The organism is Kribbella sandramycini, assembly GCF_013131805.1.
Classification (GTDB): domain Bacteria; phylum Actinomycetota; class Actinomycetes; order Propionibacteriales; family Kribbellaceae; genus Kribbella; species Kribbella sandramycini.
In genome coordinates this window covers 50,974-77,332 of record NZ_JABJRC010000007.1, presented here as the reverse complement: position 1 = coordinate 77,332, position 26,359 = coordinate 50,974, and the positions used below count along the sequence as shown (strand labels likewise).

Sequence of the window (26,359 nt, the reverse complement as noted above, 5' to 3'; positions counted from 1 at the left end):
TTACCGTGCGGGGCGTGTGGCAAACTTGTCTGCTGCTGCTCTTTCGGTGCTCCTGCCACAGGGGGTGACCACCGACTGGCAGCTTTTCGATGACTCTCACCACCGACTTTCGTGGGTGACCTGTGGCACGCGCGAGAAAGAGACACCCTGATGAGCAAGATCCTGAACGAGCTCGACAACGCGAGCAAGCGCGACGACATCCCGGCCTTCCGCGCCGGTGACACCGTGAACGTGCACGTGAAGGTCGTCGAAGGCAACCGGTCCCGCGTCCAGGTGTTCAAGGGTGTCGTGATCCGTCGCCACGGCGGCGGCCTGCAGGAGACCTTCACGGTCCGCAAGGTCAGCTTCGGCGTCGGCGTCGAGCGCACCTTCCCGCTGCACACCCCGATCGTCGAGAAGGTCGAGGTCGTCACCCGCGGCGACGTCCGCCGCGCCAAGCTGTACTACCTGCGCGAGCTGCGCGGCAAGGCAGCCAAGATCAAGGAGAAGCGGGACGTTCCGGCCTCCTCCTGAGCCGCGCGTACCTGACGACGGTCACCTATGGCGCCGAGCACTGCGACTCGCGCTCGCCCGCGCACCGCACCGCGCAGGGCTCGCCGCAGTAAGGGACGTCACCGCAGGCTGAAGCAGCGGAATCCGCTGCTCAGCCTGCTCACCGAGATGACCACCGTGACAGTGCTCGCGCTGGTCATCACGGTGGTGCTCCGGTTGTTCGTCGCCGAGGCGTTCTACGTGCCCTCGGAGTCGATGTACGACACGCTGACCAAGGACGACCGGATCCTCGCGGAGAAGATCAGCTACCTGCACCGCGATGTCACCCGCGGCGACATCGTCGTCTTCAAGGACCCGGGTAACTGGCTGAACGAGGAGATCGTCCAGCCCGGCCCGCTGCGCCGCGTCGGCGAGTTCGTCGGCATCCTGCCGCGCAGCGGCGAGGGGCACCTGGTCAAGCGGGTGATCGGGATCGAGGGCGACAAGGTCGTGTGCTGCGATCGCGACGGCCGGGTCACCGTGAACGGCATTTCGCTGGACGAGCGCGAGTACCTGCTCCCCGACGCCCACCCGTCCGATGTGCCGTTCAATGTCGTCGTCCCGCCCGGACATCTGTGGGTGATGGGCGACAACCGGGCCGAGTCCGCGGACTCGCGGGCCCATATGGGCGGTCCCGGCGGCGGGATGGTCCCGGTCGAGAACGTGGTTGGCCGGGCCTGTTGCGTAATCTGGCCGTCTGACCGGATGACGATGCTGCGTCCTCCGGAAACCTTCAAGAAGCCGGGGCTGAAGAAGTGACCGATACACCGACGAAGACGGACACCGCCAAACCCGCTCATCGTTCGGGATTCGCGGCGGCCGCCCGCGAGTTCGTGCTGATCGTGGTCGGAGCGCTGATCGTCTCCTCGATCCTGCGGGCGTTCGTCGGGCAGATGTTCATCATCCCGAGTGAGTCGATGGAGAACACGCTGCTGGTCGGCGACCGCGTCGTGGTCGAGAAGATCACCGACGTCAAGCGCGGCGACGTGGTCGTCTTCGAGGATCCGGGCGGCTGGCTCGGCGCCGAGGAGAGCGGTCAGAAGCGCGGTTCGGTCGGCCGGTTCTTCGAGGTCGTCGGCCTGCTCCCGGACTCCAGCCACGGCCACCTGATCAAGCGCCTGATCGGCATGCCCGGCGACAAGATCGCCTGCTGCGACTCCCAGGGCCGCCTGCTCGTCAACGGCCAGCCCCTCGACGAGACCGCCTACCTGTACCCGGGCGACGCGCCCTCGCAGATGGACTTCCAGGTCACCGTCCCGGCCGGCCGCGTGTTCGTCATGGGCGACCACCGCTCCGCGTCCGGCGACTCCCGCGTCCACCTTCAGGACGTCGACGCCGACGGCGGCAACCCCGGCGACGCCGCCTTCGTCCCCCTCGACAAGGTCACCGGCCGTGCGATCCTCGTCGTCTGGCCGGCCGGCCGCTGGTCCAAACTCGGCGTCCCCGAGACCTTCAAAGCCGTCCCCGCCCCCACCGGCCCGCCACCGGCGAAGCCGTCGATCTCCCTGACACCGCCACCCAAGTAGCCGCTGCTTCGGTGATCGCGCCCCCGCCCGCCGGCCCCGCCGCCCGATCCGGGTGCCGCGGGGCGCAGGACCGGTATCTCGGCCCGCGGGCAGCGCGCCGACCGGATGCGTGGTTCGTCGGTTCGAGTGCCTAGGGTGGGTTCTGTGATGCGGAGGGTTGGATGAGCGTGTTGCCCCGCGGGAGCACGGTGCGGCGGGACGCCGGGCTGTACGGGTACGAGCGCGCCCTGCGCCGGGTCGGCCTCGATCCGATCGCCGGCGTCGACGAGGCCGGCCGCGGCCCGTGCGCGGGCCCGCTGGTCGCCGCCGCGGTGATCCTGCCCGACGGCAAACGCGGCCAGATCCCCGAGCTCGCCGACTCCAAGCTGCTCACCGCCAAGGCCCGCGAGCGCTGCTACGACCAGATCCGCGCCCGCGCCCTGGCCTGGTCGGTGGTTTCCATCGAGGCCCCCGAATGCGACCGCCTGGGTATGCACGTGGCGAACCTCGAAGCCCTGCGCCGCGCCCTCTTCCGCCTCGACGTCCGCCCGTCGTACGTCCTGACCGACGGGTTCAGCGTCGACGGCCTCGGCGTACCGGGGCTGGCCATCTGGAAGGGCGACCGCGTGGCGGCTTGTATCGCCGCCGCATCCGTGATTGCCAAGGTGACTCGCGATCGCGTGATGGAGCGCTGGGACAAGGAGTACCCGCAGTACGGTTTCGGGATCCACAAGGGCTACTGCACGCCTGAGCACCAGGCGGCGCTGGACGAATACGGCCCGTGCCCGCAACATCGACGGCGGTTCGAGAATGTCCGCCGCAGTCTGCGGCCCGATATGGGACAGAATGTCACCAGTCCCACCGGAGCGGAGAGCAGCCTATGAGTGAGCGTAGCGAGCGAAAAGTTAATAGAGCTGCCCTGGCACTCACGACGGAGCCGAGCGCCAGCGAGGTGGAGAAGTGAGTGCCGAAGATCTCGAAAAGTACGAGAACGATATGGAGCTTCAGCTCTATCGCGAGTACAAGGACGTCGTCGGGATCTTCAAGTACGTCGTCGAGACCGAACGGCGCTTCTACCTGTGCAACGCGGTCGACCTGAAGGTCCGGACCGAGGGCGGCGACGTCTACTTCGAGGTCACCATGGCCGACGCCTGGGTCTGGGACGTGTACCGCTCCGCGCGCTTCGTGAAGAACGCCAAGGTCGTCACCTTCCGCGACGTCAACATCGAAGAGCTGGCCAAATCCGATCTCGAGGTCCCGAAGGATTCCGACTTCGGCCGCTGACCTCGCCCCGGCTGATCAGCGATGCTGTGGGGATGAAGTACATATCCAGGGCGCCGCGGCCGCCGCTGGACGGGCTGATCGACGACCTCTACTACCTCGAGGGCGCGGCGCCGTACGCGCGGCTGATGCTGCCGCCGAGCCCCTCGGCGCTGCTCATCGTCAACCTCGGTGATCCGTTCCGCATCCGCGGCTGCGCCGACGCCGAGTCGGCCGCGTACGCCGACGGGTGCGTGATCACTGTGCCCACCCGCGCGGTGGAGTTCAGCTACCCGCCTTGGACGCGATCCGTCGGCGTCCACTTCAAACCGTGGGGCCTGGCGCCGCTCGTGCCGATGCCCGCGACCGAGCTGTGTGATCGGCCGGTGACGATCGAGCAGGTCTGGGGCCGGGCCGCCGTCGCCGAGCTGCGCGAGCGACTCGCCTCGGCGTCCGGCCCGCACGAGCAGTTGACGCTGCTCGAGGCCGAGCTGATGGGTCGGCTGAACGAGACTGCCGGGCTGGGCCTGGTCCGCCATACGAGCAGCCTCATCGCGGTGACCAGCGGCGCCGTGGCGATCGGCGACCTGACCCTGGCAGCCGGCGTCAGCAGCACCTATCTCGCCCAGCGGTTCAAGGCGCTCATCGGTGTCACGCCGAAGCGGCTGGCCCGCAGCTACCGCTTCACCACCACCCTGCTCGCCCTCGACCCCGCCGACCAGATCGACTGGGGCGACGTCGCCGCTCGCGCCGGCTACTTCGACCAGGCGCACTTCGGGCACGAGTTCCGCGCCTTCACCGGCCTCACCCCGACCCGGTACCTCGAAGTCCGGCGGCGCTTCCTGCGTGAGCACCCCGGCCACACCCTCGACGGCTGGCCGCTCCCGGCCGATTGATTTCTTACAAGCCCGACCGCCACGCCGCGCGCTACTTTTGCCGCACCTCAAGCAAAGGAGAACCCCTGTGGGCAAGGTCGTCATGTACAGCTCGGTCTCGGTGGACGGCTTCATCGCCGACGCGAACGACCAGCCCGGCCCGCTGTTCGACTGGCTGACCAGCGGCGACGTCCCCCTCGACGACAGCGGCGTCCTCAACGTCTCGCAGGTGTCCTACGACTACACCCGCGCCTACTGGGACCAGATCGCCGTCACCATCGCCGGCCGCCGCGTCTTCGACCTCACCGACGGCTGGGACGGCAAACCCCCAGGCGGAGTCGACCACGTCGTCGTAGTCACCCACCGCCCACCGCCCGAAGGCTGGGACCCCGAAGCCCCCTTCCACTTCGTCAACACCATCGAAGCCGCCGCAACCAAAGCCCAGCAACTAGCCGGCGACCGACTCGTCGAAGTCGCCGCCGGCGACGTCGGCGGCCAAATGCTCGCCGCAGGCCTGGTCGACGAAGTCCGCATGGACGTAGTCCCCGTAGCCTTCGGCTCCGGCAAACCCTACTTCGGCTCAGTAAGCACCCAACACCTCCTCGACAACCCCGAAGTCCTCCAAGGCAACCGAGTCCTCCACCTCCGCTACCAAGTCCAGCACTAGCCCCCTCACCAGACCGACCCCAGACACCTGCCGCCAGGCGCGCCCGCAGTCAGGCGGGTGGTGGGGTGGGTTGTCAGGTGGGTGGGGGGAGGTGCCAGCCGGTGGGGGAGCGGTGGGTCAGGGAGAGGGCGGCTAGGGCTTGTAGGGCGGCTTGGGTGGTGGGGAGGTCCAGGCCGGCGGTGACGGCTATGCGGGTGGCGGGGACCGGGTGGTTGACGGGGACGGCGTCGAGGACTCGGCGGAGTTCGTGGGAGAGCTCGTCGAAGGGGGTGGTGGGGGAGTGGGGGTAGGGGGTGAGGCCGGAGCCCAAGGGGGAGACGGCTTCGATGATTTCGGCGACGTTGGTGACGAGGACGGCGTCGCGTTCGCGGACCAGGACGTGCGTGCCGGCGGACATCCGGGAGGTGATCGGGCCGGGGACGGCGAGGACCGGACGGCCGCATTGCTCGGCCCAGCCGGCGCTGTTGAGGGCGCCGCTGCGGACGGCGGCTTCGATGACGACGGTGCCGAGGCTGCCGGCCGCGATCAGCCGGTTGCGGCTGAGGAAACGCAGTTTGGTCGGTGAGCAACCGGGCGGAAGCTCGCTCACGACCAGCCCGCGCTCGACGATCCGGCTGAAGAGGGCCGAGTTGCTGCGGGGGTAGCTGACGTCGACGCCGCAGGCGAGCACGGCGACCGTGACGCCGTCCGCGGCGAGGACTCCGCGGTGCGCAGCCGCGTCGATGCCGTACGCACCGCCCGACACGACGGCATACCCGCTTTCCGCGAGCCCGGAGGCCAACTCGCCGGCGACGTGTTCGCCGTACGCCGAGCATGCACGCGCCCCGACGACCGCCACCGACCTCTCGACCGCCGCCTGCAGCAGGCCGGCACCGCGCACCCACAGCCCGAACGGCGCGCCGGCTCGCCGGGACACTCGCCCCGCCTCGTCCAGGACGTCGAGCTGCTCCGGCCACTCGTCATCGCCGGGGATCACGAACCGGGCGCCCGCCGCCGCACCGCGCTCCAGATCACGCTCCGGCTGGGCTGCGTCGACCCGAGGGCCCCAACGCTCCGTCCCCGTCTCCTTCCGCCGGAGGCGCTCCCAGATCTCCACCACTCCCAACCCCTCGAACACCCGCAGCGCCGTACCGTCACCCGGCTCGATTACCCGCCCCAAAGCCACCCGAGCCAACCGCTCGTCATCCCCCGAGCCACCCGCCCCCACCCGAGTCACCCCGCCCACCCCATCACCCGCACCTCCCGCCAACAGCCGCCCCTCCCGCTCCACAACCTCACACCCGGTCTGCACGACACACCCCCTCCCGTCCCCGACCACCGGCGAAGACCTCGCCGGTGGTCCAGCAGCCGGTGCCGGAAGGGAAAGACGAGGCGATGCGATCCGTGCATACGCCTGAGGCCGGGATCATCCTGTCGGCAGGAGTAGGAGTAGGAGTAGGAGTAGGAGTAGGAGTAGGAGTAGGAGTAGGAGTAGGAGTAGGAGCAGGAGCCGCTGCGCGCGCTGAAGTGGGCGTGGGGGCCGGGACGAGTGCTGGAGCGAGGTCGAGGGGCGGCGTGGTGGCGGCAGCGGCCGAGGCTGGGGTGGGGGTCATGGGGTGGGTCCTTTGAGGGGGCGGTGGTCGGTGTAGGGGGTTAGGGGGTCGCCGGTGCGGAGTTGGAAGGCTTCGTGGGTTTGGTCGAGGGTGGGTTGGGGGGTGCCTTGGAGGTCGGCGAGGGTCCAGGCGACGCGCATGACGCGGTCGAAGCCGCGGCCGGTGAGGCGGCCGGAGGCGTAGTGGTCTTCGAGGAGTTGTCGGGAGGGGGCGTCGAGGGGGAAGTCGCGGCGGAGGAGGGCGCCGGGGACCTGGCTGTTGAGGGTCCAGGCGGTTGATCGGTAGCGGTGGGCCTGGCGGTCGCGGGCGAGTTGGACGCGTTCGGCGACGGTTGCGGTGGGCTCGGAGGGGTCGAGGTCGGAACCCCGGTGGGCCGCGGGCAGGATCTGACGCTGGATGTCGAGGCGGTCCTTGATCGGGCCGCTGATGCGTTGCTGGTAGCGGGCCAGATGTTGTGGGGTGCATTTGCAGACTGCGTTCTGGACGCCGGAGAGACCGCAGGGGCAAGGGTTCGCCGCGAGGACGAGCATGAAACGCGCCGGGAACTTGGCGACGGCTGCCGAGCGGTGCACTTCGATGAAGCCGGACTCCAGCGGCTGGCGCAGCGTGTCGAGGGTGAGCGGGTGCATCTCCGGGGCTTCGTCGATGAAGAGGACGCCGCGATGCGCACAGCTGATGGCGCCGGGGCGCGGGACGCCGGAGCCGCCGCCGACCAGGCTGGACAGCGAAGCGGTGTGATGAGGTGCGATGAAAGGCGGACGCCGGACCAGCTCGGCCTCGCCATTGAGGAGCCCCGCCAAGGAATGGACCGCGGACACTTCGAGCGACTCCTCCGTACTCAGCTCCGGCATCAGGCCGGCCAGCCGCTCGGCCAGCATCGTCTTGCCCGAGCCGGGCGGGCCGTGCAGGAAGAGGTGGTGACCGCCGGCGGCGGCCGCCTCGATCGCGCGCCGCCCCTCCTGCTGACCGATCACATCGTGCAGATCGACTTCCGGGACACGGGTCAGCGACTCCGACAGCAGTCGCGGCTCGGCCCGCACGGGCTCCTCATCCGGGACCTCGACGCCACGCATCAGCGCGAGGACCTGGCGCAGCGAGCGAACGCCGTACACGTCGATCCCAGGGACGAGCCGGGCTTCGCCGGCATTCAGCTCGGGGACGACGATGCGGTCGAAACCGGAGCGCGACACCGCGAGCGTCATCGCGAGGGCGCCGCGCACTTCACGGATCCGCCCGTCGAGGCCGAGCTCACCGATGATCGCCGTTCGCCGGGAGGAGGCGACCTCGACGGCGCCGGCCGCGGCAAGGAGAGCGACAGCTATGGCGACGTCGTAGTGCGAACCTGTCTTCGGCAGTGTCGCGGGGGAGAGGCCGATGGTGACCTTACGGTCGGGGAACCGCTCGCCGCTGTTGACCACGGCCGCGCGCACCCGGTCGCGCGCCTCGGACAGCGATGCATCCGGGAGGCCGATCAGCGATGTCTTCGGCAAGCCCTGGGCGATATCGGCCTCGACCTCGACCAGATGGCCCTCGAGACCGACCAGCGCGACGGACCACGTCTGTGCCAGCGTCATCAGGCCGCTCCGCGTAGATGGTCCACCCGGGGCGGCGCGTTCTTGTCGAGAAGAATGGCGATGATGTCGATGCGAATTGCCGCCGGGCGGAGCTGGTGACATTGCAGCCAGGCGCCGGCGAGTTTCCGCAGGGTGACGAGTTTGCGATAAGTGATGGATTCCAGCGGGGAGCCGTAGCCGAGGCCGCGGCGGGTTTTCACCTCGCAGACGACCAGGGTGTCGCCCTCCCGCGCGACGATGTCGATCTCGCCCAGCTCACAGCGCCAGTTGCGCTCGAGGACGGCGAAACCGTTGGTCGTGAGATATCTGGCGGCGAGCTCCTCGCCGAATCGCCCGACGGCATTTCTGGTCCGCATCGATGACCACCTCCGACCAAGAACATGCCGAGTTCGGAGGCTGTTTCGAACATGACTTCGCCGCCTGTGGAAAACCACAGACGGCGAAGTGGGAGAGCTTTATCGGGAGTGCGTCAGTTGCGCATGTGTTTACCGCGTCCGGGTTTCGGCGGCGGTGGATTCCGGACGGCGCGGAGCTCGCCCGTGCGCGCCTCCGGCGCCGGGCGGACCGGCTGCAGGCCGCCCGTCCCGGGGTCGGTGTCGCCGATGTCGAAGTCCCAGCTGTCTTCGTTGGCCAGGCGGCTGTGCCAGCGCCCGTACAGGCCGTAGATGGCCAGGCCGAGCAGCATCCAGAGGCCGAACTTGGCCCACGTGCTGGTCTTGAGGTTCAGCATCAGCCAGACCGTCGCGGCCAGCGACAGCAGCGGGATGAGCGGCACCATCGGAACCCGGAAACCGCGCTCGAGGTTCGGCTCGGAGCGGCGCAAGGTGAGCACGCCGACCGCACAGAACGCGAAGCAGAACAGGGCGCCGATGACGAGCAGCTCTTCGAGCTCCAGGACCTTCGGGTACAGAGTCAGCAGGATGGCGGCCACCCCGGCAGCCCCGGCAGCGCGGGCCGGCGAGGAGTAGACGCGGCTGACCCGGCCGAGGCTCTTCGGCAGCAGGCCGTCGCGGCCCATGTTGAACAGGACGCGGCTCTGCGCGATCAGGACCACCATGATGACGGTCATCAACGCGAGTAATGCGCCCAGGTTGACCACCTTCGCGGCCCAGCCGACGCCGACCGCGGACAACGCGCTCGAGACCGGCGCGCTCCCGCCGAGCTGACCGTAGGGCCGCATACCGACCAGGACGACGGCCATCGCGATGTACAGGATCGTGACGGCGCCGACGCCGAGCAGCATGCCCTGCGGGACCGTCTTGCGCGGGTTCCGCGCGTCCTCGGAGGCGGTGGCGATCAGGTCGAAGCCGATGTAGGCGAACACGATCGAGCTCGCGGCGGTGAAGATGCCCATCGTGCCGAAGGTGCCGAACGAGGAGTCGAGTATCCAGCTCAGCAGCGTTGGACTGGCGGTCGCCGAGGCGGCTCGCGGCATCGGCACGAACGGCTTGTAGTTGTCCCAGTTGATGTGCGTCGCGCCGACCACGATCACCAGCAGGATGACGGCGACCTTCGCGGCCACGACCACGGTCAGCACCCGGGCCGAGAGCTTCGTGCCGGTGACGACCATCGCGGTCAGCAGGAGCAGCAGCAGCGGGGCGACCAGGTTGAGCTTGGCATCCGGGCCGAAGTACTGCGCGACATTCGCCGGCAGGGACAGGCCGAAACTGTCCAGGGTGGCGAGGAAGTAGGCGGACCAGACGCGCGCGACGATCGCGGCGGCGGTGACGAGCTCGAGCACGAGAGCCCAGCCGACCAGCCAGGCCCACATCTCGCCGAAGGTCACGTAGCTGAAGGTGTACGCGCTACCCGAGACCGGGATCGTCGACGACAGCTCGGCGTAACACGCCGCGGCCAGCAGGCACACGATCGCTGCGATGACGAACGACAGGATCACGGCGGGACCGGCGGTCAGCGCCGCCTGGTTGCCGCTGATACTGAAGATGCCGGAACCGATCATCACGCCCAGGCCGAGAACGACCAGGTCGCGACGACCGAACAGGCGCGGCAGACGGTGCCGCGCATCCTCGACTCGAGTGAACGCCGACTCGACCGGCAGGCGCCGGCCTACGGTCTGTCCGTTCGCTGAGGGGGCCATGGTCAGGGGTGCCTCCGTTGCTACTAGGGCAATCGGGCCGAACAGTAGTCGACCGTCGGGCTATCGACCAGCCCTCCTTTCCTCGCCATGGCGCGGTGGCTTGTGATCCAGGGCCCGCTCCCGCATGGTCGAGGCATGACGCCGGACGATGTCAGCGCGAACCCTTCCTGGCCGGAAGGTTTCACGGTGTTACTGACTGACTACGAACGGCATCTGACGGCGGAAAGAGACCTCAGCAAACACTCCGTCAGAGCGTACCTCGGGGATGTCGCGGATTTACTCGATCATTTGATTCGGCTTGGTCACAACGATCTCGCCGGGCTGGACATCCGCGGGCTGCGCTCCTGGCTGGCCAAACAGCAAAGCCTCGGCAAGGCGCGCAGCACGATGTCGCGCCGGGCCACCGCCGCCCGCGTCTTCACGGCATGGGCGCAGCGGACCGGGCGGATCGAGACCGACCCGGGCGCGCTGCTGGCCAGCCCGCGCCCGCACAAGAGCCTGCCCGGCGTGCTGAACCTGACCGACACCCGCGCCGTCCTCGACGCGGCCGCGGTGGCCGCGGACGACGGCAGCCCCGTCGGCCTGCGCGATCTGGCGATCATGGAGTTGCTCTACGCAACGGGTATCCGGGTCGGCGAGCTCTGCGCGCTGGACATCGACGACGTCGACACCTCGCGCCGCGTCGTCCGGGTGTTCGGCAAGGGCCGGAAGGAACGCTCCGTCCCGTACGGCGTGCCGGCCGCGGAGGCGATGGCGCGTTGGCTCGGCGAGGCCCGGCCGCGGCTGGCGCGGCACGGCAGCGGGCCCGGGGTCTTCCTCGGGGCACGCGGCGGCCGGATCGATCAGCGCGCCGTCCGGCGGCTCGTACACGAGCGGATCGCGGTCGTCGAAGCGCCGGACCTGTCGCCGCACGGGCTGCGGCACACGGCCGCCACGCACCTGCTCGAGGGCGGCGCGGATCTGCGCAGCGTGCAGGAGCTGCTCGGCCACGCGTCGCTCGCGACCACCCAGATCTACACCCATGTCTCGACCGACCGGCTCCGGAAGGCCTACGAGCAGGCCCATCCGCGGGCGTGAAAGCAGCCGGAGCTCAGGCTTCGCCCGGCGCCGGCGGGGGTGTGTCGGCGGACCGGGTGCGGCGACGACCCCGCAGGATGCGGCAGACTGCGGACCATGCGGGTTTCGGCGAAGTCTGACTATGCGTTGCGGGCGCTGATCGAGATCACCCAGCGCTGGGTGTCCAACGACCCCTCGGTGGTGTCGGCCGAGGAGCTCAGCCGCGCGCAGGCGATCCCGCACGGCTTCCTGCAGGGGATCCTGGCCGACCTGCGCCGGGCCGGCATCCTCTCCAGCCAGCGTGGGCAGTCCGGTGGGTGGAAACTCGCCGTCGACCCGAACGAGGTCTCGGTCGCCGATGTGATGCGGGCCGTCGACGGGCCGATCGTGAGCATCTCGGGCGTGCGGCCGGAGAGCGTCGCCTACAACGAGCGGGCAGTCGTGTTGCAGCGGGTGTGGATCTCTGCCCGGGCGAGTTTGCGGGACGTGCTGGAGCACACGACGCTCACCGACCTGGCCAAGAACAAGCTCCCGGCCGGAGTCGAGCGCCGATCGAAGGATGAGGACGCGTGGCAGGCGCGCGTCCCGGGCAGCTGAGCCTCGAACATCGGGGCGCTGATCGTCGGCGGGGCGCATCTAGTGCCTCCGGACGGCGATGAGCGCGGCCAGGCTGAGCACGGCGCTGACCGCCACGACCGCGGCCGCCGTACGCCGATTGTGCGCGGACGGCGCGGCCGAGGCGGGGCTGACCGCGGCAGGGACGTCCGAGGCGGGGGTGACCTGTCGCATGGGTCTGCCGGGCGGTTGCTGAGGTCTGCCGGTCAGGGGGAGGAGGCGGATCGGCGGTCTCGGGAGCAGGGTCAGCGGGTTGAGGTACGTGCGGCCTTCGAGGAGGCCCCAGTGCAGGCAGGTCGCCGGGGCGCAGTGGGAGCCTGCGGCCGAGAGGTGGCCCAGGACAGCGCCGGGCGTGACGGCGGCGCCGACGCGGACGGCCGGGACGACGGGCTCGTAGGTGGTTCTTCGACGACCGGCGGTGAGCGTGATGACACCGCGGCCGGCGAGGGGGCCGGCGTACGTGATCGTGCCGGCGGTGGCGGCGTGGACGGGCTGGCCGGGGCGACCCGCGAGGTCGAGGCCGCGGTGGCCGGGCAGCCAGGGTTTGGCGGGAAGCTCGAAACTGTGCACAACCGCGGGGCGCGGCTGCAGCGGCCAGGTCACCGCAGCCTGGACTGCGGTCGCGGACGGCGCCGCCGAGGGGCTCGGGGCTGGGGCGACGGGGAGTAATGCGGTGGTCAGGAGCGGGAAGATGTTCATGACGGGAACATGCCGCGGAAGGGCCCGATTTCGGCCGGCGACTTCGCCGCCTGTGGACAACGGCGGCCGGTTCGCGTATTGCGGGGTCGGTCCCGTAGACTTCCGGTGGCGCCTCACCTCGGGTGGGGCGACTACGCATGCCCGCACCACAGTGTGACCCTCTCGGTCCTGGCTCCGGCCTGGATGGGGTCGGACGACGGGCATCAGGCGCGGCGGGCCGACCGGTCCGCGGCGAAGCAACCGAGAGTGCGTCGTCCGGGGCGATACCTGGAGGCGCGACAGGAGGAACACCCTCATGGCCGTCGTGACCATGAAGCAGATGCTCGAGAGTGGCGTCCACTTCGGACACCAGACCCGGCGCTGGAACCCGAAGATGAAGCGATTCATCCTCACCGAGCGCAACGGCATCTACATCATCGACCTGCAGCAGTCGCTGTCCTACATCGACCGCGCGTACGAGTTCGTCCGCAGCACGGTCGCGGCGGGCGGGGCGATCCTGTTCGTCGGCACCAAGAAGCAGGCCCAGGAAGCGATCGCCGAGCAGGCGACCCGGGTCGGCATGCCCTACGTGAACCAGCGCTGGCTGGGCGGCATGCTCACCAACTTCCAGACCGTCAACAAGCGGCTGCAGCGCCTCAAGGAGCTGGAGCTGATCGACTTCGACGACGTCGCTGCCTCCGGTGTCACCAAGAAGGAGCTGCTGCAGAAGCGTCGCGAGCACGACAAGCTGCTCAAGACCCTCGGCGGTATCCGCGACATGGCCCGGGTCCCGGCCGCCGTGTGGATCGTGGACACCAAGAAGGAGCACCTCGCGGTCGACGAGGCGCGCAAGCTGAAGCTGCCGATCATCGGCATCCTGGACACCAACTGCGACCCGGACGAGGTCGACTTCCCGATCCCGGGTAACGACGACGCCATCCGCTCGGTCGGCCTGCTGACCCGCGTGGTCGCGGACGCCGTCGCCGACGGCCTGATGTCGCGTGGTGGCCAGGGCGCCGCCGCGGCCGGCGAGGAGCTGGGCGCCGAGGAGCCGCTGGCTGCCTGGGAGCGCGAGCTGCTGGAGAGCCAGAACGGCGCCGCCAAGGCTGACGAGGCCCCGGCCGCCGAAGAGGCTCCTGCCGCCGAGGCTGCCCCGGCCGCCGAGGCCGCTGCCGAGGCTCCGGTCGCCGAAGAGGCCCCGGCCGCCGAGGCCCCGAAGGCCGACGAGGCCTGAGATCCGCTGAATCCTGCCGCCCGCGCCGCGGGCGGCAGGGCTCCGGACCGCCCCGCTCATCCAGCCGCATCGAGAAGGACGAGAGAACGAGGAATGGCGAACTACACCGCCGCTGACGTGAAGAAGCTCCGCGACACCACCGGCGCGGGCATGATGGACGCCAAGAAGGCCCTCGAGGCCACCGACGGCGACTTCGAGAAGGCCATCGAGGAGCTGCGCATCCACGGCGCGGCCAAGGCGCAGAAGCGGGGCGCCGAGCGCTCCGCCAGCAACGGCCTGGTGGCCGCTGCCGAGAACGCGCTGGTCCAGCTGAACTGCGAGACCGACTTCGTCGCCAAGAACGAGCAGTTCCAGCAGCTCGCGGCCGACATCGTCGCGCACGCGTCGGCCAGCAAGGTCGGCGACGTCGAGGGCCTGCTGTCCGAGAAGCTCGCCGACGGCAAGTCGGTCGCCGAGAACATCGAGGCCCTGGCCGCGGTGATCGGCGAGAAGCTCGAGCTCGGCAAGGTGGCCGTGTTCGACGGCCAGGTCACGGCGTACATGCACAAGCGCGCCGCGGACCTGCCGGCTCAGGTCGGCGTTCTGGTCGAGTTCGAGGGTGACAACGTGGACGCCGCCCGCGGCGCCGCGATGCAGGCCGCCGCGATGCGGCCGCTGTACACCACCCGCGAAGAGGTTCCGGCCGAGACGGTCGCGAACGAGCAGCGGATCGCCGAGGCGACCGCCCGCGAGGAGGGCAAGCCCGAGGGCGCCCTGCCGAAGATCGTCGAGGGCCGGGTGAACGGCTTCTTCAAGGAGGTCGTGCTGCTCGAGCAGCCGTCGGTCACCGAGAACAAGAAGACCGTGAAGGCCGTCCTGGACGAGGCCGGCGTGACCGTGAAGCGGTTCGCCCGCTTCGAGGTCGGCGCCTGAGCCTGCGGGCTCGCAAAGGATCTGATAGCACGGCAACGCAACGAGGAGAGGCCGGAATCGTGACGGAAACCCTGGGTGCCGAGACGAATCCGGCCTCTTTGCCGTATTCGCCCGCCTACCGGCGGGTGCTGCTCAAACTGTCGGGTGAGGTGTTCGGCGGCGGCAAACTCGGCGTCGACCCCGATGTGGTGAACTCGATCGCCAAGCAGATCGCGGAGGTGGCCCGGGCCGGCGTCCAGGTCGCCATCGTCGTCGGCGGCGGGAACTTCTTCCGCGGCGCCGAGCTGCAGCAGCGCGGGATGGAGCGCAACCGCGCCGACTACATGGGCATGCTCGGCACCGTGATGAACTGCCTGGCCCTGCAGGACTTCCTGGAGAAGCTCGGGATCGAGACCCGGGTGCAGACCGCGATCACGATGGGCCAGGTCGCCGAGCCCTACATCCCGCGCAAGGCCGAGCGGCACCTGGAGAAGGGCCGCGTGGTCATCTTCGGCGCCGGCTCCGGGATGCCGTACTTCTCCACCGACACCGTTGCCGCGCAGCGCGCGCTCGAGGTCGGCGCGGAGGCGCTGCTGATGGGTAAGCAGGGCGTGGACGGGGTCTACGACTCCGACCCGAAGAAGAACCCGGACGCGGTCAAGTTCGACCAGCTCTCGTACGACGACTTCCTGGCCCGCGGCCTGCGGGTCGCCGACGCGACCGCGATCAGCCTGGCCCGCGACAACGCGCTGCCGATCGTGATCTTCGGTCTCGAGGAGGGCAATATCGCCCGCGTCGTGCACGGCGACAAGATCGGCACGGTCGTCGCGCCGGGGTAGTCCGCCGTTCCGGGCCGCAGTACCACTAGGATCGTTCGAAACGGGCTGCGACGAGGCGGCCTTGAGGAAGCGAGGAATGTCGTGATCGACGAAGCACTCCGCGAAGCCGAGCAGAAGATGGCGAAGGCCGTGGAGGTCGCCAAGGACGACTTCGCCGCGATCCGGACCGGCCGCGCGCACCCGTCGATGTTCTCCAACATCGTGGCGGACTACTACGGCTCGCCGACCCCGCTGCAGCAGCTGGCCGGTTTCCAGGTCCCGGACCCGCGGACCGTGCTCATCTCGCCGTACGACAAGGGCGCGATGGCCGCGATCGAGAAGGCGATCCGCGACTCCGACCTCGGCGTCAACCCCGGGAACGACGGCGCGGTCATCCGGGTCACGATGCCGCAGCTGACCGAGGATCGCCGCAAGGAGTACATCAAGGTCGCCAAGACCAAGGGTGAGGACGCCAAGATCTCGGTGCGCAGCATCCGCCGGCACGCCAAGGACGCGATCGACAAGTCGGTCAAGGGCGGCGAGGCGGGCGAGGACGAGGGCAAGAGTGCTGAGAAGCGGCTCGATGGGATGACGAAGAAATACGTCGACTCCATCGACGAGCTGCTCAAGCACAAGGAAGCCGAACTGCTCGAGGTGTGATGGGCGTCGAGAGCACGCCCGCGCCGAGTACCGGCCCGAAACCGAGCCGCGCCGGGCGGAACCTGCCGGCCGCGGTCGGGGTCGGGGTCGGTCTCGGCGCGCTGATCATCGGCTCGCTGTACTGGCAGAAGGTCCTGTTCACCTTCCTCGTGCTGGCAGCGGTGCTGTTGGCCGTGGACGAGATGATCAAGGCCCTGCGGACGGGCGGCGCGGTGATTCCGCGGGTGCCGTTGTTCGTCGGCACCACGGCGATGTTGCTGGCCGCCTACTTCGGCGGGCCGATGGCGCTGCTGGTCGCGCTCGCGGTGACGGTCCTGGGCACGATCTTCTGGCGGATGCCGGGCGGCTCGGTCGGGTTCGTCCGCGATGTCACGGCCGGGGTGTTCCTGATCGGCTACGTGCCGTTGCTGGCCGGGTTCGCGATCCTGCTCGTGCAGCCGGACGGCGACGGCCCGGGCCGGGTGCTGACGTTCTTCCTGGTGGTCGTCGCGAGCGACGTCGGCGGGTACGCGGCCGGCGTCCTGTTCGGTAAGCACCCGATGGCGCCCACGATCAGCCCGAAGAAGTCCTGGGAGGGTTTCGCCGGTTCGACGCTGGCCTGTATCGGCGCCGGTATCGCGTCGGTCGTCTTCCTGCTCGACGGCAACTGGTGGGTCGGTGCGATCGTCGGCGCGGTCGCGGTGGTGACGGCGACGGTCGGCGACCTCGGCGAGTCGATGATCAAACGCGACCTGGGCATCAAGGACATGTCGAACCTGCTGCCCGGTCACGGCGGCGTGATGGACCGGCTGGACTCGCTGCTCGCGACGGCGCCCGCGATGTGGCTCCTGCTGCATCTGCTCGTGAAGGGCTGACGCGATGACCGTCGCGCCGGACGGGCGTTCACTCGTGGGCGACGTCGTCCGCCTGGATCCGTTGCAGGACGGCGATTACGACGAGCTGTACGCCGCCATCGGCAACGAGCAGGTGTACGCCGGCGGGTTCAACGGCGGCGTCGTGCCGGCCGATGTCGCCGCGATGCGCGCGGAGTGGACGCCGGCGATCGCCAAGCGATTCGCCTACACGGTCCGGATGGTTGCCGACGGCACCGTCGTCGGTACGTCGAGTCTCGGGGACGTCGACCTGGTCAACGAACGGATCCACCTCGGCTGGACGGGGTACGCCCCGGCCGTCTGGGGGACGGCGGTGAACCCGGCGACGAAGCTGCTGCTGATGCGGCACGCGTTCGAGGACTGCGGATTCGGCCGGCTGAAGATCCAGACCGGCTTGAAGAACACGCACTCACAGGCCGCGATCGCCAAGCTCGGCGCGACGCGGGAGGGCGTGCTGCGCCGCCACATGCTGCTGGGCGACGGCACCTGGCGGGACACAGTCGTGTTCTCGATCCTCGCCGACGAATGGCCCACGGTGCGGCAGCGCCTCGAGGAGCGGATCAACCGCTAGTCAGCTCCGCGAGCGCCGTGTACGACGCGACCAGGTCGCCGCGATCGAAGGTGTTCGTCGTGATCAGCACCTCGTCCGCGCCGGTACGCCGAACCAGCCCGCCGAGCGCGACGTCGACCTCGGCCGGCGTTCCGTAGATCTGACCGGTGAGCGCGCCCTCGAACAACTCACGCTGTTTCGGCGTCATCGATGCCGGGGGAGTGGAGTCGAGTGGCGGGAACACGCCCTGGGTTCGGGAGTAGGCGCTCGCCCATGCCTCCGGCAACAACAACTCCCTGGCCTGTTCGGTAGTCGGAGCGACGGCGGCAGTCGCCGCCAGGACGACGTACGGGCGCGCACCCCAGGCCGACGGCTGGAAGTCGGCCCGGTAGCTTTCCACGAGTTCCAGTAGGTCAGTCTCGCCCTTGACGCCAGCGATCACCAGCGGCAGCCCGAACGACGCAGCCAAGCTTGCGCCGGAGCCGATCGCCAGCACGAACGCTGGGATCCGCAGTCCCTCACCTGGGCGGGCGTGCACCTGCGGATGCGTCTGCTGCGTTCCGTCGAAGTAGCCCAACAGCTCACGCAGTTGGTCGGCGAAGTCGGCAGCGGCATCCTTCTCGACGCCGAGCGCGCGCCGGATGCCGTTCGTGAAGCCGACCGACCGGCCAAGGCCCATGTCGATCCGGCCTGGGTACAGCGACTCCAGTACGCCGAACTGCTCAGCCACGACCAGCGGCTGGTGGTTCGGCAGCATCACGCCACCGGTGCCGACCCGGATGTGCTCTGTCCGGGCCGCAACGGCCGCTGCAAGCACCGTCGGCGCCGAACCGACCACTCCGGGCACGCTGTGGTGTTCAGACACCCAGAAACGCCTGTAGCCCAGTTTCTCGACCTGCTGAGCCAGCTCGACGGTCGCACGCAGTGTCTCGGCCTCTGTCTCGCCGATCCGTGTCCGCGACCGGTCCAGCACCGACAACGGAACACCCGCCAATGCGCCCATGCTTCGTCCAACGGCGCCCGGGAACAGCACATTCCCCTCGCGCTTCGAGTCAGATCGAAAGGTGCGGAACTTTCTCGGAGACCCGCCCGGAGCCCTCGGAACGCTCCTGACCTGCGGAAACACGGCTCCGTCACTATCTGACATTACCTTGCGTAAATCAGGCAGGGGTTTACATCTCGGCTCGATAGGAATGCACTCGGTGATGGACCGACCGCCCCGGGTCGCTCCACAGGCTGAGGGAGTTGACATGAGACACACCCCGCCGAAACTCAGGGCCGCCCTGTGTGGTCTGACTCTGGTTGCCGCGTCGGCCTTGCCGATGGCGTCCACCCCCGCTATCGCGCACCCAGTCGCTGCCGTCTCGGCCGAGGCGGCAGCGACGGCCAAGCCTGTCCCCGCGCTGGGTTTCTCGACCCAGACGCTGAAGACCTTGAACATCCAGTTCCAGTACCAGTCGACCGGGTATTGGTGCGGCCCGGCCGCGACCCGGATCGCGCTGTCGGCCAAGACCTCCAACCTGCCCAGTCAGCAGCAACTGGCCTACGAGCTGCCCACCGACGAAGAGGGCACCGACCACATCAGCCAGGTCACCCGTGTGCTGAACAACCGGCTCAACACTGGCTACTACGAGACCAAGTCGATGCCGAACGACCCGCCGACCCAGTCGCAGCGTGACCTGCTCTGGCACGACATCACCTACGACATCGACCGCGGCTGGGCGCTCGTCGCCAATATCGTTGCCCCGGCCAACAACCACCCGCCGGGCTATCCGAACTACACGATCTGGCACTACTTCACCGTGATCGGCTACGACAGCAGCGACCAGACGGTGCTGATCGCCGATCCGGCCGGCTTCGCGGACACACCGACGTACTGGCTGACCTTCAACCAGCTCGCCACGCTGATCCCGCCGAAGGGCTATTCGGCCTGACGATCGGCCGGCGTGATGAGACGGGGCGTCGCGCCGGCGGTCCGGCCGAGATACTGGGGGAGTGAGCACAACACCGCGGTTGGAGATCGTTTACTGCACGCAGTGCCGGTGGCTGATGCGGGCGGCGTGGACCGCGCAGGAGGTGCTGACGACCTTCCCGAAGGAGCTGGGGGAGGTGGCGCTGGTGCCGTCGACCGGCGGGATCTTCGACATCTCGCTGGACGGCGAGCTGTTGTGGTCGCGGAAGGCGGAGGGCGGTTTCATCGAGCTGCCGCTGCTGAAGCAGCTGGTGCGGGACCGGATCGCGCCGGACCGCCAGCTCGGGCACTCCGATCGCAAGGCGGAGTGATCCTGCGCACGTCGTGGATGTGAATTTGTGAATGACTGCGCGCGCGGGCGACAATGGAACGGTTATGACTACCTCCCTGCCCCTCGTTTTCGATGAGCCGCGTCGTGCCAAGAAGCCGCCGCGGCATCTGGCCGACCTGTCCGGGGAGGAACGCCGGACGGCGGTTGCCGCGCTGGGCGAGCCCGCGTTCCGGGCCAAGCAGCTGTCGAACCACTACTTCGCGCGGTTGACGTCCGACCCGGCCGAGATGACCGATCTGCCGGCCGCGTCGCGCGACAAGCTGGTGGCCGAGCTGATGCCGCCGCTGCTGACCCGCGTGCGGAACCTGGAGTGCGACGACGGGCAGACGCGGAAAACGCTCTGGAAGCTGCTGGACGGCTCGCTCGTCGAGTCGGTCCTGATGCGCTACCCGGGGCGCGCGACGATGTGCGTCTCGTCGCAGGCCGGCTGCGGGATGGCGTGCCCGTTCTGCGCGACCGGCCAGGCGGGCCTGACCCGGAACATGACCACTGCCGAGATCGTCGAGCAGGTCGTGGACGGCGCCCGGGCGCTGGCGCGAGGTGAGGTCGCGGGCGGGCCCGGGCGGGTCAGCAACATCGTCTTCATGGGGATGGGCGAGCCGATGGCCAACTACAAGGCCGTCATCGGCGCGGTCCGCCGGTTCACCGACCCGTCGCCGGAGGGGCTGGGCATCTCCGCTCGCGGCGTCACCGTGTCGACCGTCGGCCTGGTGCCGCGGATCAACCAGCTGGCCGACGAGGGCATCCCGGTCACGCTGGCCCTGTCGCTGCACGCGCCGGACGACGAGCTGCGCGACGAGCTGGTCCCGATCAACAACCGCTGGAAGGTCGACGAGGTCCTCGACGCGGCCTGGGGGTACGCCGAGAAGACCAAGCGCCGGGTCTCGATCGAGTACGCGATGATCCGCGACATCAACGACCACGCCTGGCGGGCCGACCTGCTCGCCGAGAAGCTCCGCGCCCGCGGCGACTGGGGCTGGGTGCACGTGAACCTGATCCCGCTGAACCCGACCCCGGGCTCCAAGTGGACGGCCTCCGACCCGGCCGACGAGCGCGAGTTCGTCCGGCGGCTGCAGGCCGGCGGGATCTCCACCACCGTCCGCGACACCCGCGGCCAGGAGATCGACGGCGCCTGCGGCCAGCTCGCCGCGGCGAACAAGGCCTGATGTCGGGGCTGTTCTCCCGCGTCCGTTGGCGCGAGGGCTACGACATCGCCGAGGTCGACGCCCTGATCGACCGCCTGAACGCGACCCTCGAAGGCCGCCCCCTCGGCGCCCCGCTCACCGCAGCCGACCTCCGCAATGCCAGCTTCACCCCGGTCCGCTTCCGCGAGGGCTACGACGTCCTCGAAGTCGACACCTTCCTCGAAGCAGCCGCCCAGCGCATGACCGGCGACCAACCCACCGCCCAGCCCTCGAGCCCGCCCGCCGCGCACCACCGCCTCGACTCTCCGCGCTTCACCCCCGTGAAGTTCAACGAGGGCTACGACATGGCCGAGGTCGACGCCTTCGTCGAGCGCATCCTCGCCACCGTCAACGGTCAGCCTGTCGCCAAGCCGGTCACCGCCCGCGAAATCAGCCGCATCCAGTTCACCCCCGTCCGCTTCCGCGAGGGCTACGACGTGATGGAAGTCGACCTCTTCCTCGAACAGGCCGAAAACCTCCTCCGCGGCTGAGATGGGATGATCGGGGGGTGAAGATCCTCTCGATTCAGTCCGCGGTGGCTTTTGGGCATGTGGGTAATTCGGCTGCTGTGTTTCCGCTTCAGCGTGTTGGGGTGGAGGTGCTGCCGGTGTACACGGTGAACTTCTCGAACCACACCGGGTACGGCGCGTGGCGGGGGCCGTTGATCAGCCCGGACGACGTGCGTGAGGTGCTGACGGGGATCGAGGAGCGGGGCGTCTTTCCGCAGATCGACGTGGTGTTGTCGGGGTATCAGGGTGGGGAGGGGATCGCGGATGTGATCCTCGAGACGGTGGCGAAGGTGAAGGCGGCCAATCCGGCGGCGGTGTACTCGTGTGATCCGGTGATGGGGAACGCGAAGTCCGGGTGTTTCGTGGCGCCGGCGATTCCGGTGTTGCTGCGGGATCGGGTGGTGCCGGCGGCGGACATCATCACGCCGAACCAGTTCGAGCTCGGGTTCTTGACGAACACCGAGCCTGACAGCCTGGAGTCGACGCTGGCATCGGTGGAGCTGGTCCGGTCGACCGGGCCGCGTACGGTGCTCGTGACGAGTGTCGAGCGGCCCGATCGGGAGGAGGGCACGATCGAGATGCTCGCGGTCGACGACAGCGGCGCCTGGCTCGTCCGGACGCCGTACATCCCGATGAAGGCGAATGGCTCCGGTGACGTGACGGCCGCGCTCTTCACCGCGCACTACCGCCGGACGGCCGATCTGGAGGACGCCCTGGCCCGCACCACCTCCAGCGTCTTCGACCTGCTGACCAACACCCACGAGTCGGGTGAGCGCGAGCTGCAGCTCGTCGAGTCCCAGGAGGCCTACGCCAACCCCCGCATGCAGTTCAAGGCCGAGCGCGTCGCTTAGCTCACCAGATCGGCGGCCTCTTCGATGGTGTCGACGAGGCGGATGGACGACGCCATGGCGCGGTCGGCAGCCAGGCTCTGGAGCAGGGGCCAGACGGGCAGGGTGACTGTCCAGTGCGTGATGCCGACCAGGATGAGGGGGATCTGGGTGGCGGCGTCGCCGTAGTAGTTCGGTGTGACGGCCTGGAAGACCTCCTGGACCGTTCCGGCCGCGCCAGGCAGGTAGAGGATGCCGCCGCGCGCCTGGGAGAGCAGGACGTCCTCCCGCTGCGCGTTGGAGAAGTACTTCGCGATGGACGTCGCGAAGACGTTCGGCGGCTCGTGGCCGTAGAACCAGGTCGGAATCGACACACCGCCGTTTCCGGGGAACTCCCGCCGGACGTCGAGCCCCGCCGCGGCCCACGCGGCGATCGACGGCCGGAACGACGGCACGGCGGCCAGTGCGCTGACAGCCCGGTCCACAGCGGCGTCGTCGTACGCCGAGAGCGACGACCCCAGGTTCGCCGCCTCCATCGCCCCAGGACCGCCGCCGGTGACCACAGTCAGCCCAGCACGTGCCAGGCGGCGTCCGAGCAGCACTGCTGACCGGTACGTCGTACTCCCGCGCGCCATCCCGTGGCCGCCCATCACACCGACCCAGGCGCCGGACGACGGCAGTTCGTGCAGAGCGTCGGCGATGGCGTGGTCGTGTAGCGCTGCGGCCAGCGTGCGGCTGGTGTCGCCGCGCTCGTCGTGCTGGCGGGACCAGGCGTAGATGCGCGCGTCCGGCGTCGACTCGTAGCCGTGGTCGAGGCCGGCGTACAGCTCGTCGGCGTCGTACAGCGTGCCGCGGTAGGAGTCGAACGGCAGCTCCGGGATGGCCGGGAAGACCAGCCCACCGCCGTCGCGGACCCACCGGTCCGCCTTCTCCTCCAGCAGACAGCCCAGGAAGAGCGCGCCCATGGGGCTGAGCCCGAGGAGCTCAGCCGTCCGGCCGGTCAGGTCGACCGATTGCACCCGCCAGCCCGCCATCGCGGTCGCCCCGGCGGCCACGACTTGGTCGAAATGCTCCAGGGACTCGATGTCCACGTGCGGGATGCTCGGCTGTGTCACGGGCAGCACCCTACTGTCGGACGGCGGCCAGATGAGGTATTGCTAAGACATGACACATGCGGAGCTCTGGGAGCGTCACAAGGCCGTCATGCCGGACTGGCTCGCGTTGTACTACGAAGAGCCGATCGAGATCGTGAAAGGCTCCGGCCGTCGGGTCACCGACGGTGAGGGCAACAGCTATCTCGACTTCTTCGCCGGCATCCTGACCAACGCGATCGGGTACGACGTCGCGGAGATCTCCGAGGCCGTCCGGGAGCAGTTGAGCAGCGGGATCGCGCACACCTCGACGGTGTACCTGATCCGCAAGCAGATCGAGCTGGCCGAGCAGATCGCCAAGCTGTCCGGGATCGAGAACGCGAAGGTCTTCTTCGCCAACTCCGGAACCGAGGCGAACGAGGCCGCCCTGCTGCTGGCCACGCAGAACCGGCGCAGCAACCAGGTCCTCGCGATGCGCAACTCCTACCACGGCCGCGCCTTCGGCACCGTCGCGATCACCGGCAACCGCGGCTGGTCCGCGAGCAGCCTGTCCCCGGTCAACGTCCAATACGTCCAGGGTGCGTACCGCTACCGCAGCCCGTTCCGCGACCTGCCGGACGCCGACTACATCAAGGTCTGCGTCGACGACCTGCGCAACGTCATCGAGACCACCACCTCCGGTGACGTCGCCTGCCTGATCGCCGAGCCGATCCAGGGCGTCGGCGGCTTCGCCTCGCCGCCCGACGGCCTGTACGGCGCGTTCAAACAGGTCCTCGACGAGTACGGCATCCTGTTCATCTCCGACGAGGTGCAGACCGGCTGGGGCCGCACCGGCGACCACTTCTGGGGTATCCAGGCGCACGACGTCGTCCCGGACGCGATGACGTTCGCGAAGGGCCTCGGCAACGGGTTCGCGATCGGCGGCCTGGTCGCGCGGCCCGACCTGATGGACAGCCTGAGCGCGAACTCGCTGTCCACCTTCGGCGGCAACCCGATCTCCACCAGCGCGGCCAAGGCGACCATCGACTACCTGCTCGACAACGACCTGCAGGCGAACGCCGCCAAACGCGGTGCCCAGCTGGCCGACGGGCTGCGCGGTATCGCCGAGGAGTTCCCCGAGCTCGGCGACGTCCGCGGCAAGGGGCTGATGCTGGCGACCGAGATCATCAAACCCGGTGACAACAGCCCGGACGCGGCCAGCACCGCCAAGCTGCAGCAGGAGGCCAAGAACCGCGGCCTGCTGATCGGCAAGGGCGGACTGTACGGCAACGTGCTCCGGATGGCGCCGCCGATGACGCTCACCGAGGAGGAGACGACCGAGGCCCTCGAGATCCTCCGCGACTCCTTCAACACCCTGCGCTGACGCCGGAACGACGAAGGCCCCCACTCGGCTCACGAGTGGGGGCCTTCGGTCGCTCAGAGCGAGGCGCCTCCGCCAGGACCGGCGCCGAGATCCGGCGCCTTCGTGATCGGTGCGGGCGCGCCGGTGACCTTACGACGGCGCCGCGAGCGGCCCTCCAGGTAGCGGGCCAGCACCGACAGCAGCGAGCACAGGCCGATGTAGATGACCGCGGTGACGATGTACGTCGGGATGTACGGGAAGCCGTACGTCAGCCGGCCGCCCATCTGCTTGGCGACGTACAGCAGCTCGGCGTAGGTGATGATGAACCCGAGCGCGGTGTCCTTCAGCAGGACGACCATCTGGGACACGATCGCCGGCAGCATCGCGCTGATCGCCTGCGGCAGCAGAACGAGCCGCACGACCTGGTTCTTCCGCAGGCCGGTCGCGTACGCCGCCTCCCGCTGGCCCTTCGGCACCGCCGCGATCCCGGCCCGGAAGATCTCCGCGAGGACCGAGCCGTTGTACAGCGTCAGCCCGAACACGACCGCCCAGAACGGGGTCAGGCCCCACTGGAACTGGATGTTGGCGTAGTAGAAGAAGAACATCAGGATCAGCAGCGGGATCGCCCGGAACAGCTCGACGACGTACGTCGCCGGCACCCGGACCCACTTGTGGTCGCTGATCCGCGCCGCGGCGAAGACCGCGCCGAACAGCAGCGCGAGCACCGCGGCCAGGCCGGCCGCGCGCAGCGTGTTCAGCAGACCCTTGAGGATCTCGCGCTGGATCGCCGCGTACTCGAACTGCCGCCACAGCCGGCCCTCGAACTGGCCGTTGACGTACAGCCGGTGGATCAGCCACGCGACGGCGCCGGCCAGCAGGATCACGACGACGATGTTGGAGACCCGGTTGCGGACCCGGCCCTTGGGTCCGGGGACCTCGTACAGGACTGAGCTCATCAGGCCACCGCCGTCCGTCGTTCGGCCCACCGCTGCAGGAAGATCAGGGGGACGATGAGAATCAGGAAGCCGATCGTGATCCAGACCAGCGTGATCAGCTGGTTCTCACCGCGCTCGGACATCGCGGCCGGAATGGCACCGGCCTCGGCCAGCGAGAAGCCGGCCGCGATCGTGGTGTTCTTCAGCAACGCGATGAACACGCTGGACAGCGGCGGGACGATCGCCCGGAACGCCTGCGGCAGCACGATCAGCGTCAGCACCTGGATGAACGTCATCCCGACCGCGCGGGCCGCCTCGGACTGACCGGGGGAGATGGTGTTGATACCGGAGCGGACGACCTCGCAGACGAACGCCGAGGTGTAGATGGTCAGCGCGCCGACGCCGGTCCAGAACGGCGAGGGCAGCGCGAGCTGCATCTTGGCCGCACCGAAGAACAGGAAGGCGAAGACCAGTGTCAGCGGGGTGTTCCGCAGCGTGTTCACGTAGCCGGTGCCGACCGCGCGCAGCGCCGGGACCGGGGAGACGCGGAACGCGCCCAGGATGGTGCCGAGCACCAGACTCAGCACGGCGGAGACCAGGAACAACCTGATCGTCAGCCAGAATCCGTCCCGGAACAGATCCCAGTTGTCGGTGAGGACCGAGAGCATCGCGACCTTCCTCGTACAGAGCCC

General features: G+C 69.1%; 30 protein-coding genes. 21 read left to right on the top strand and 9 right to left on the bottom strand.

What is annotated here, in order from left to right; all coding sequences use genetic code 11:
* The first annotated feature begins 150 nt into the window (after window positions 1-150).
* The 7 genes from rplS to HPO96_RS25985 all read left to right on the top strand — a co-directional run bounded on the left by rplS (window position 151) and on the right by HPO96_RS25985 (window position 4,838).
* On the top strand, window positions 151-513 hold the full coding sequence (gene rplS / locus HPO96_RS26015) for a 50S ribosomal protein L19 (RefSeq protein ID WP_171676971.1): 363 nt from the start codon (window positions 151-153) through the stop codon (window positions 511-513).
* 147 nt (window positions 514-660) lie between these two features.
* Window positions 661-1,290, top strand: a complete 630-nt coding sequence (gene lepB / locus HPO96_RS26010) for a signal peptidase I (RefSeq protein ID WP_238355537.1) — start codon at window positions 661-663, stop codon at window positions 1,288-1,290.
* Window positions 1,287-2,057: a signal peptidase I gene (gene lepB, locus HPO96_RS26005; RefSeq protein ID WP_171676969.1), complete on the top strand. Its 771-nt coding sequence runs from the start codon at window positions 1,287-1,289 to the stop codon at window positions 2,055-2,057. Before lepB (HPO96_RS26010) ends, lepB (HPO96_RS26005) begins: the two co-directional genes overlap by 4 nt.
* Window positions 2,058-2,218: 161 nt before the next feature.
* Window positions 2,219-2,920, top strand: coding sequence for a ribonuclease HII (locus tag HPO96_RS26000; RefSeq protein ID WP_171676968.1), 702 nt, complete (start codon window positions 2,219-2,221; stop codon window positions 2,918-2,920).
* A 76-nt stretch (window positions 2,921-2,996) separates the two neighbouring features.
* Window positions 2,997-3,320, top strand: a complete 324-nt coding sequence (locus tag HPO96_RS25995) for a DUF2469 family protein (RefSeq protein ID WP_171676967.1) — start codon at window positions 2,997-2,999, stop codon at window positions 3,318-3,320.
* Between the two features lie 32 nt (window positions 3,321-3,352).
* Entirely contained in the window at window positions 3,353-4,192 is an 840-nt protein-coding gene (locus HPO96_RS25990; protein ID WP_171676966.1) for a helix-turn-helix domain-containing protein, read from the top strand.
* Between the two features lie 67 nt (window positions 4,193-4,259).
* Complete coding sequence (locus HPO96_RS25985; protein ID WP_171676965.1) at window positions 4,260-4,838, top strand: dihydrofolate reductase family protein; 579 nt, start codon at window positions 4,260-4,262, stop codon at window positions 4,836-4,838.
* Window positions 4,839-4,911: 73 nt separating this feature from the next.
* On the opposite strand, the gene dprA is transcribed toward HPO96_RS25985, so the two are convergent.
* The 4 genes from dprA to HPO96_RS25965 all read right to left on the bottom strand — a co-directional run bounded on the left by dprA (window position 4,912) and on the right by HPO96_RS25965 (window position 10,102).
* The gene (dprA, locus tag HPO96_RS25980; protein ID WP_337796809.1) at window positions 4,912-6,054 is read right to left on the bottom strand and encodes a DNA-processing protein DprA; all 1,143 of its coding nucleotides are present in this window, start codon (window positions 6,052-6,054) and stop codon (window positions 4,912-4,914) included.
* A 372-nt stretch (window positions 6,055-6,426) separates the two neighbouring features.
* Window positions 6,427-8,004: a YifB family Mg chelatase-like AAA ATPase gene (locus HPO96_RS25975; RefSeq protein WP_171676964.1), complete on the bottom strand. Its 1,578-nt coding sequence runs from the start codon at window positions 8,002-8,004 to the stop codon at window positions 6,427-6,429.
* Entirely contained in the window at window positions 8,004-8,360 is a 357-nt protein-coding gene (locus tag HPO96_RS25970) for a YraN family protein (protein WP_171676963.1), read from the bottom strand. Before HPO96_RS25970 ends, HPO96_RS25975 begins: the two co-directional genes overlap by 1 nt.
* A gap of 113 nt (window positions 8,361-8,473) precedes the next feature.
* Window positions 8,474-10,102: an APC family permease gene (locus HPO96_RS25965; RefSeq protein WP_171676962.1), complete on the bottom strand. Its 1,629-nt coding sequence runs from the start codon at window positions 10,100-10,102 to the stop codon at window positions 8,474-8,476.
* 135 nt (window positions 10,103-10,237) lie between these two features.
* Here HPO96_RS25965 and HPO96_RS25960 point away from each other — a divergent pair, with 135 nt between their 5' ends.
* Both HPO96_RS25960 and HPO96_RS25955 read left to right on the top strand, forming a co-directional pair.
* Window positions 10,238-11,179: a tyrosine recombinase XerC gene (locus HPO96_RS25960; RefSeq protein ID WP_171676961.1), complete on the top strand. Its 942-nt coding sequence runs from the start codon at window positions 10,238-10,240 to the stop codon at window positions 11,177-11,179.
* Window positions 11,180-11,275: 96 nt separating this feature from the next.
* Window positions 11,276-11,755, top strand: a complete 480-nt coding sequence (locus HPO96_RS25955; protein ID WP_171676960.1) for an RrF2 family transcriptional regulator — start codon at window positions 11,276-11,278, stop codon at window positions 11,753-11,755.
* A 39-nt stretch (window positions 11,756-11,794) separates the two neighbouring features.
* Here the strand turns inward: HPO96_RS25955 and HPO96_RS25950 are convergent, their stop codons facing one another.
* Complete coding sequence (locus HPO96_RS25950) at window positions 11,795-12,472, bottom strand: M23 family metallopeptidase (protein ID WP_171676959.1); 678 nt, start codon at window positions 12,470-12,472, stop codon at window positions 11,795-11,797.
* A gap of 295 nt (window positions 12,473-12,767) precedes the next feature.
* On the opposite strand from HPO96_RS25950, the gene rpsB reads away from it, so the two are divergent.
* The 6 genes from rpsB to HPO96_RS25920 all read left to right on the top strand — a co-directional run bounded on the left by rpsB (window position 12,768) and on the right by HPO96_RS25920 (window position 17,497).
* A complete protein-coding gene (gene rpsB / locus HPO96_RS25945) occupies window positions 12,768-13,685 on the top strand; it encodes a 30S ribosomal protein S2 (RefSeq protein ID WP_171676958.1) in 918 nt (305 codons plus the stop codon).
* A 93-nt stretch (window positions 13,686-13,778) separates the two neighbouring features.
* Window positions 13,779-14,597, top strand: coding sequence for a translation elongation factor Ts (gene tsf / locus HPO96_RS25940; RefSeq protein ID WP_171676957.1), 819 nt, complete (start codon window positions 13,779-13,781; stop codon window positions 14,595-14,597).
* Window positions 14,598-14,695: 98 nt separating this feature from the next.
* Window positions 14,696-15,415: a UMP kinase gene (gene pyrH / locus HPO96_RS25935; protein ID WP_171677313.1), complete on the top strand. Its 720-nt coding sequence runs from the start codon at window positions 14,696-14,698 to the stop codon at window positions 15,413-15,415.
* 84 nt (window positions 15,416-15,499) lie between these two features.
* Window positions 15,500-16,054 carry a ribosome recycling factor gene (gene frr, locus HPO96_RS25930; RefSeq protein ID WP_425551751.1) on the top strand — a complete coding sequence of 185 codons (555 nt, stop codon included), beginning with the start codon at window positions 15,500-15,502 and terminating at the stop codon, window positions 16,052-16,054.
* Window positions 16,054-16,908: a phosphatidate cytidylyltransferase gene (locus HPO96_RS25925; RefSeq protein WP_171676955.1), complete on the top strand. Its 855-nt coding sequence runs from the start codon at window positions 16,054-16,056 to the stop codon at window positions 16,906-16,908. Before frr ends, HPO96_RS25925 begins: the two co-directional genes overlap by 1 nt.
* A 4-nt stretch (window positions 16,909-16,912) precedes the next feature.
* A complete protein-coding gene (locus HPO96_RS25920) occupies window positions 16,913-17,497 on the top strand; it encodes a GNAT family N-acetyltransferase (RefSeq protein ID WP_171676954.1) in 585 nt (194 codons plus the stop codon).
* Here the strand turns inward: HPO96_RS25920 and HPO96_RS25915 are convergent.
* On the bottom strand, window positions 17,487-18,479 hold the full coding sequence (locus HPO96_RS25915) for an MsnO8 family LLM class oxidoreductase (RefSeq protein ID WP_171676953.1): 993 nt from the start codon (window positions 18,477-18,479) through the stop codon (window positions 17,487-17,489). The genes HPO96_RS25920 and HPO96_RS25915 overlap by 11 nt on opposite strands.
* Window positions 18,480-18,726: 247 nt before the next feature.
* Here HPO96_RS25915 and HPO96_RS25910 point away from each other — a divergent pair, with 247 nt between their 5' ends.
* The 5 genes from HPO96_RS25910 (at window position 18,727) to pdxY (ending at window position 22,323) form a co-directional block, all read left to right on the top strand.
* Window positions 18,727-19,410: a C39 family peptidase gene (locus HPO96_RS25910; protein WP_171676952.1), complete on the top strand. Its 684-nt coding sequence runs from the start codon at window positions 18,727-18,729 to the stop codon at window positions 19,408-19,410.
* Between the two features lie 61 nt (window positions 19,411-19,471).
* Window positions 19,472-19,759 (top strand): SelT/SelW/SelH family protein, encoded by a 288-nt coding sequence (locus HPO96_RS25905; protein ID WP_171676951.1) that lies wholly within the window; start codon window positions 19,472-19,474, stop codon window positions 19,757-19,759.
* Between the two features lie 64 nt (window positions 19,760-19,823).
* The gene (gene rlmN, locus HPO96_RS25900) at window positions 19,824-20,945 is read left to right on the top strand and encodes a dual-specificity RNA methyltransferase RlmN (RefSeq protein ID WP_171676950.1); all 1,122 of its coding nucleotides are present in this window, start codon (window positions 19,824-19,826) and stop codon (window positions 20,943-20,945) included.
* Window positions 20,945-21,454, top strand: a complete 510-nt coding sequence (locus HPO96_RS39245) for a DivIVA domain-containing protein (RefSeq protein ID WP_171676949.1) — start codon at window positions 20,945-20,947, stop codon at window positions 21,452-21,454. The genes rlmN and HPO96_RS39245 overlap by 1 nt, the downstream gene beginning before the upstream one ends.
* A gap of 17 nt (window positions 21,455-21,471) precedes the next feature.
* Window positions 21,472-22,323, top strand: coding sequence for a pyridoxal kinase PdxY (gene pdxY, locus HPO96_RS25890; protein ID WP_171676948.1), 852 nt, complete (start codon window positions 21,472-21,474; stop codon window positions 22,321-22,323).
* Here pdxY and HPO96_RS25885 read toward each other — a convergent pair.
* The gene (locus HPO96_RS25885) at window positions 22,320-23,414 is read right to left on the bottom strand and encodes an SLOG cluster 4 domain-containing protein (protein WP_171676947.1); all 1,095 of its coding nucleotides are present in this window, start codon (window positions 23,412-23,414) and stop codon (window positions 22,320-22,322) included. The genes pdxY and HPO96_RS25885 overlap by 4 nt on opposite strands.
* A 49-nt stretch (window positions 23,415-23,463) precedes the next feature.
* Between HPO96_RS25885 and HPO96_RS25880 the strand changes: the two genes are divergently transcribed.
* Window positions 23,464-24,753 carry an aspartate aminotransferase family protein gene (locus HPO96_RS25880; RefSeq protein ID WP_171676946.1) on the top strand — a complete coding sequence of 430 codons (1,290 nt, stop codon included), beginning with the start codon at window positions 23,464-23,466 and terminating at the stop codon, window positions 24,751-24,753.
* A gap of 53 nt (window positions 24,754-24,806) precedes the next feature.
* On the opposite strand, the gene HPO96_RS25875 is transcribed toward HPO96_RS25880, so the two are convergent.
* Window positions 24,807-25,688, bottom strand: coding sequence for an amino acid ABC transporter permease (locus tag HPO96_RS25875; RefSeq protein WP_171676945.1), 882 nt, complete (start codon window positions 25,686-25,688; stop codon window positions 24,807-24,809).
* Window positions 25,688-26,335 (bottom strand): amino acid ABC transporter permease, encoded by a 648-nt coding sequence (locus HPO96_RS25870; RefSeq protein ID WP_171676944.1) that lies wholly within the window; start codon window positions 26,333-26,335, stop codon window positions 25,688-25,690. Before HPO96_RS25870 ends, HPO96_RS25875 begins: the two co-directional genes overlap by 1 nt.
* Window positions 26,336-26,359 lie beyond the last annotated feature (24 nt).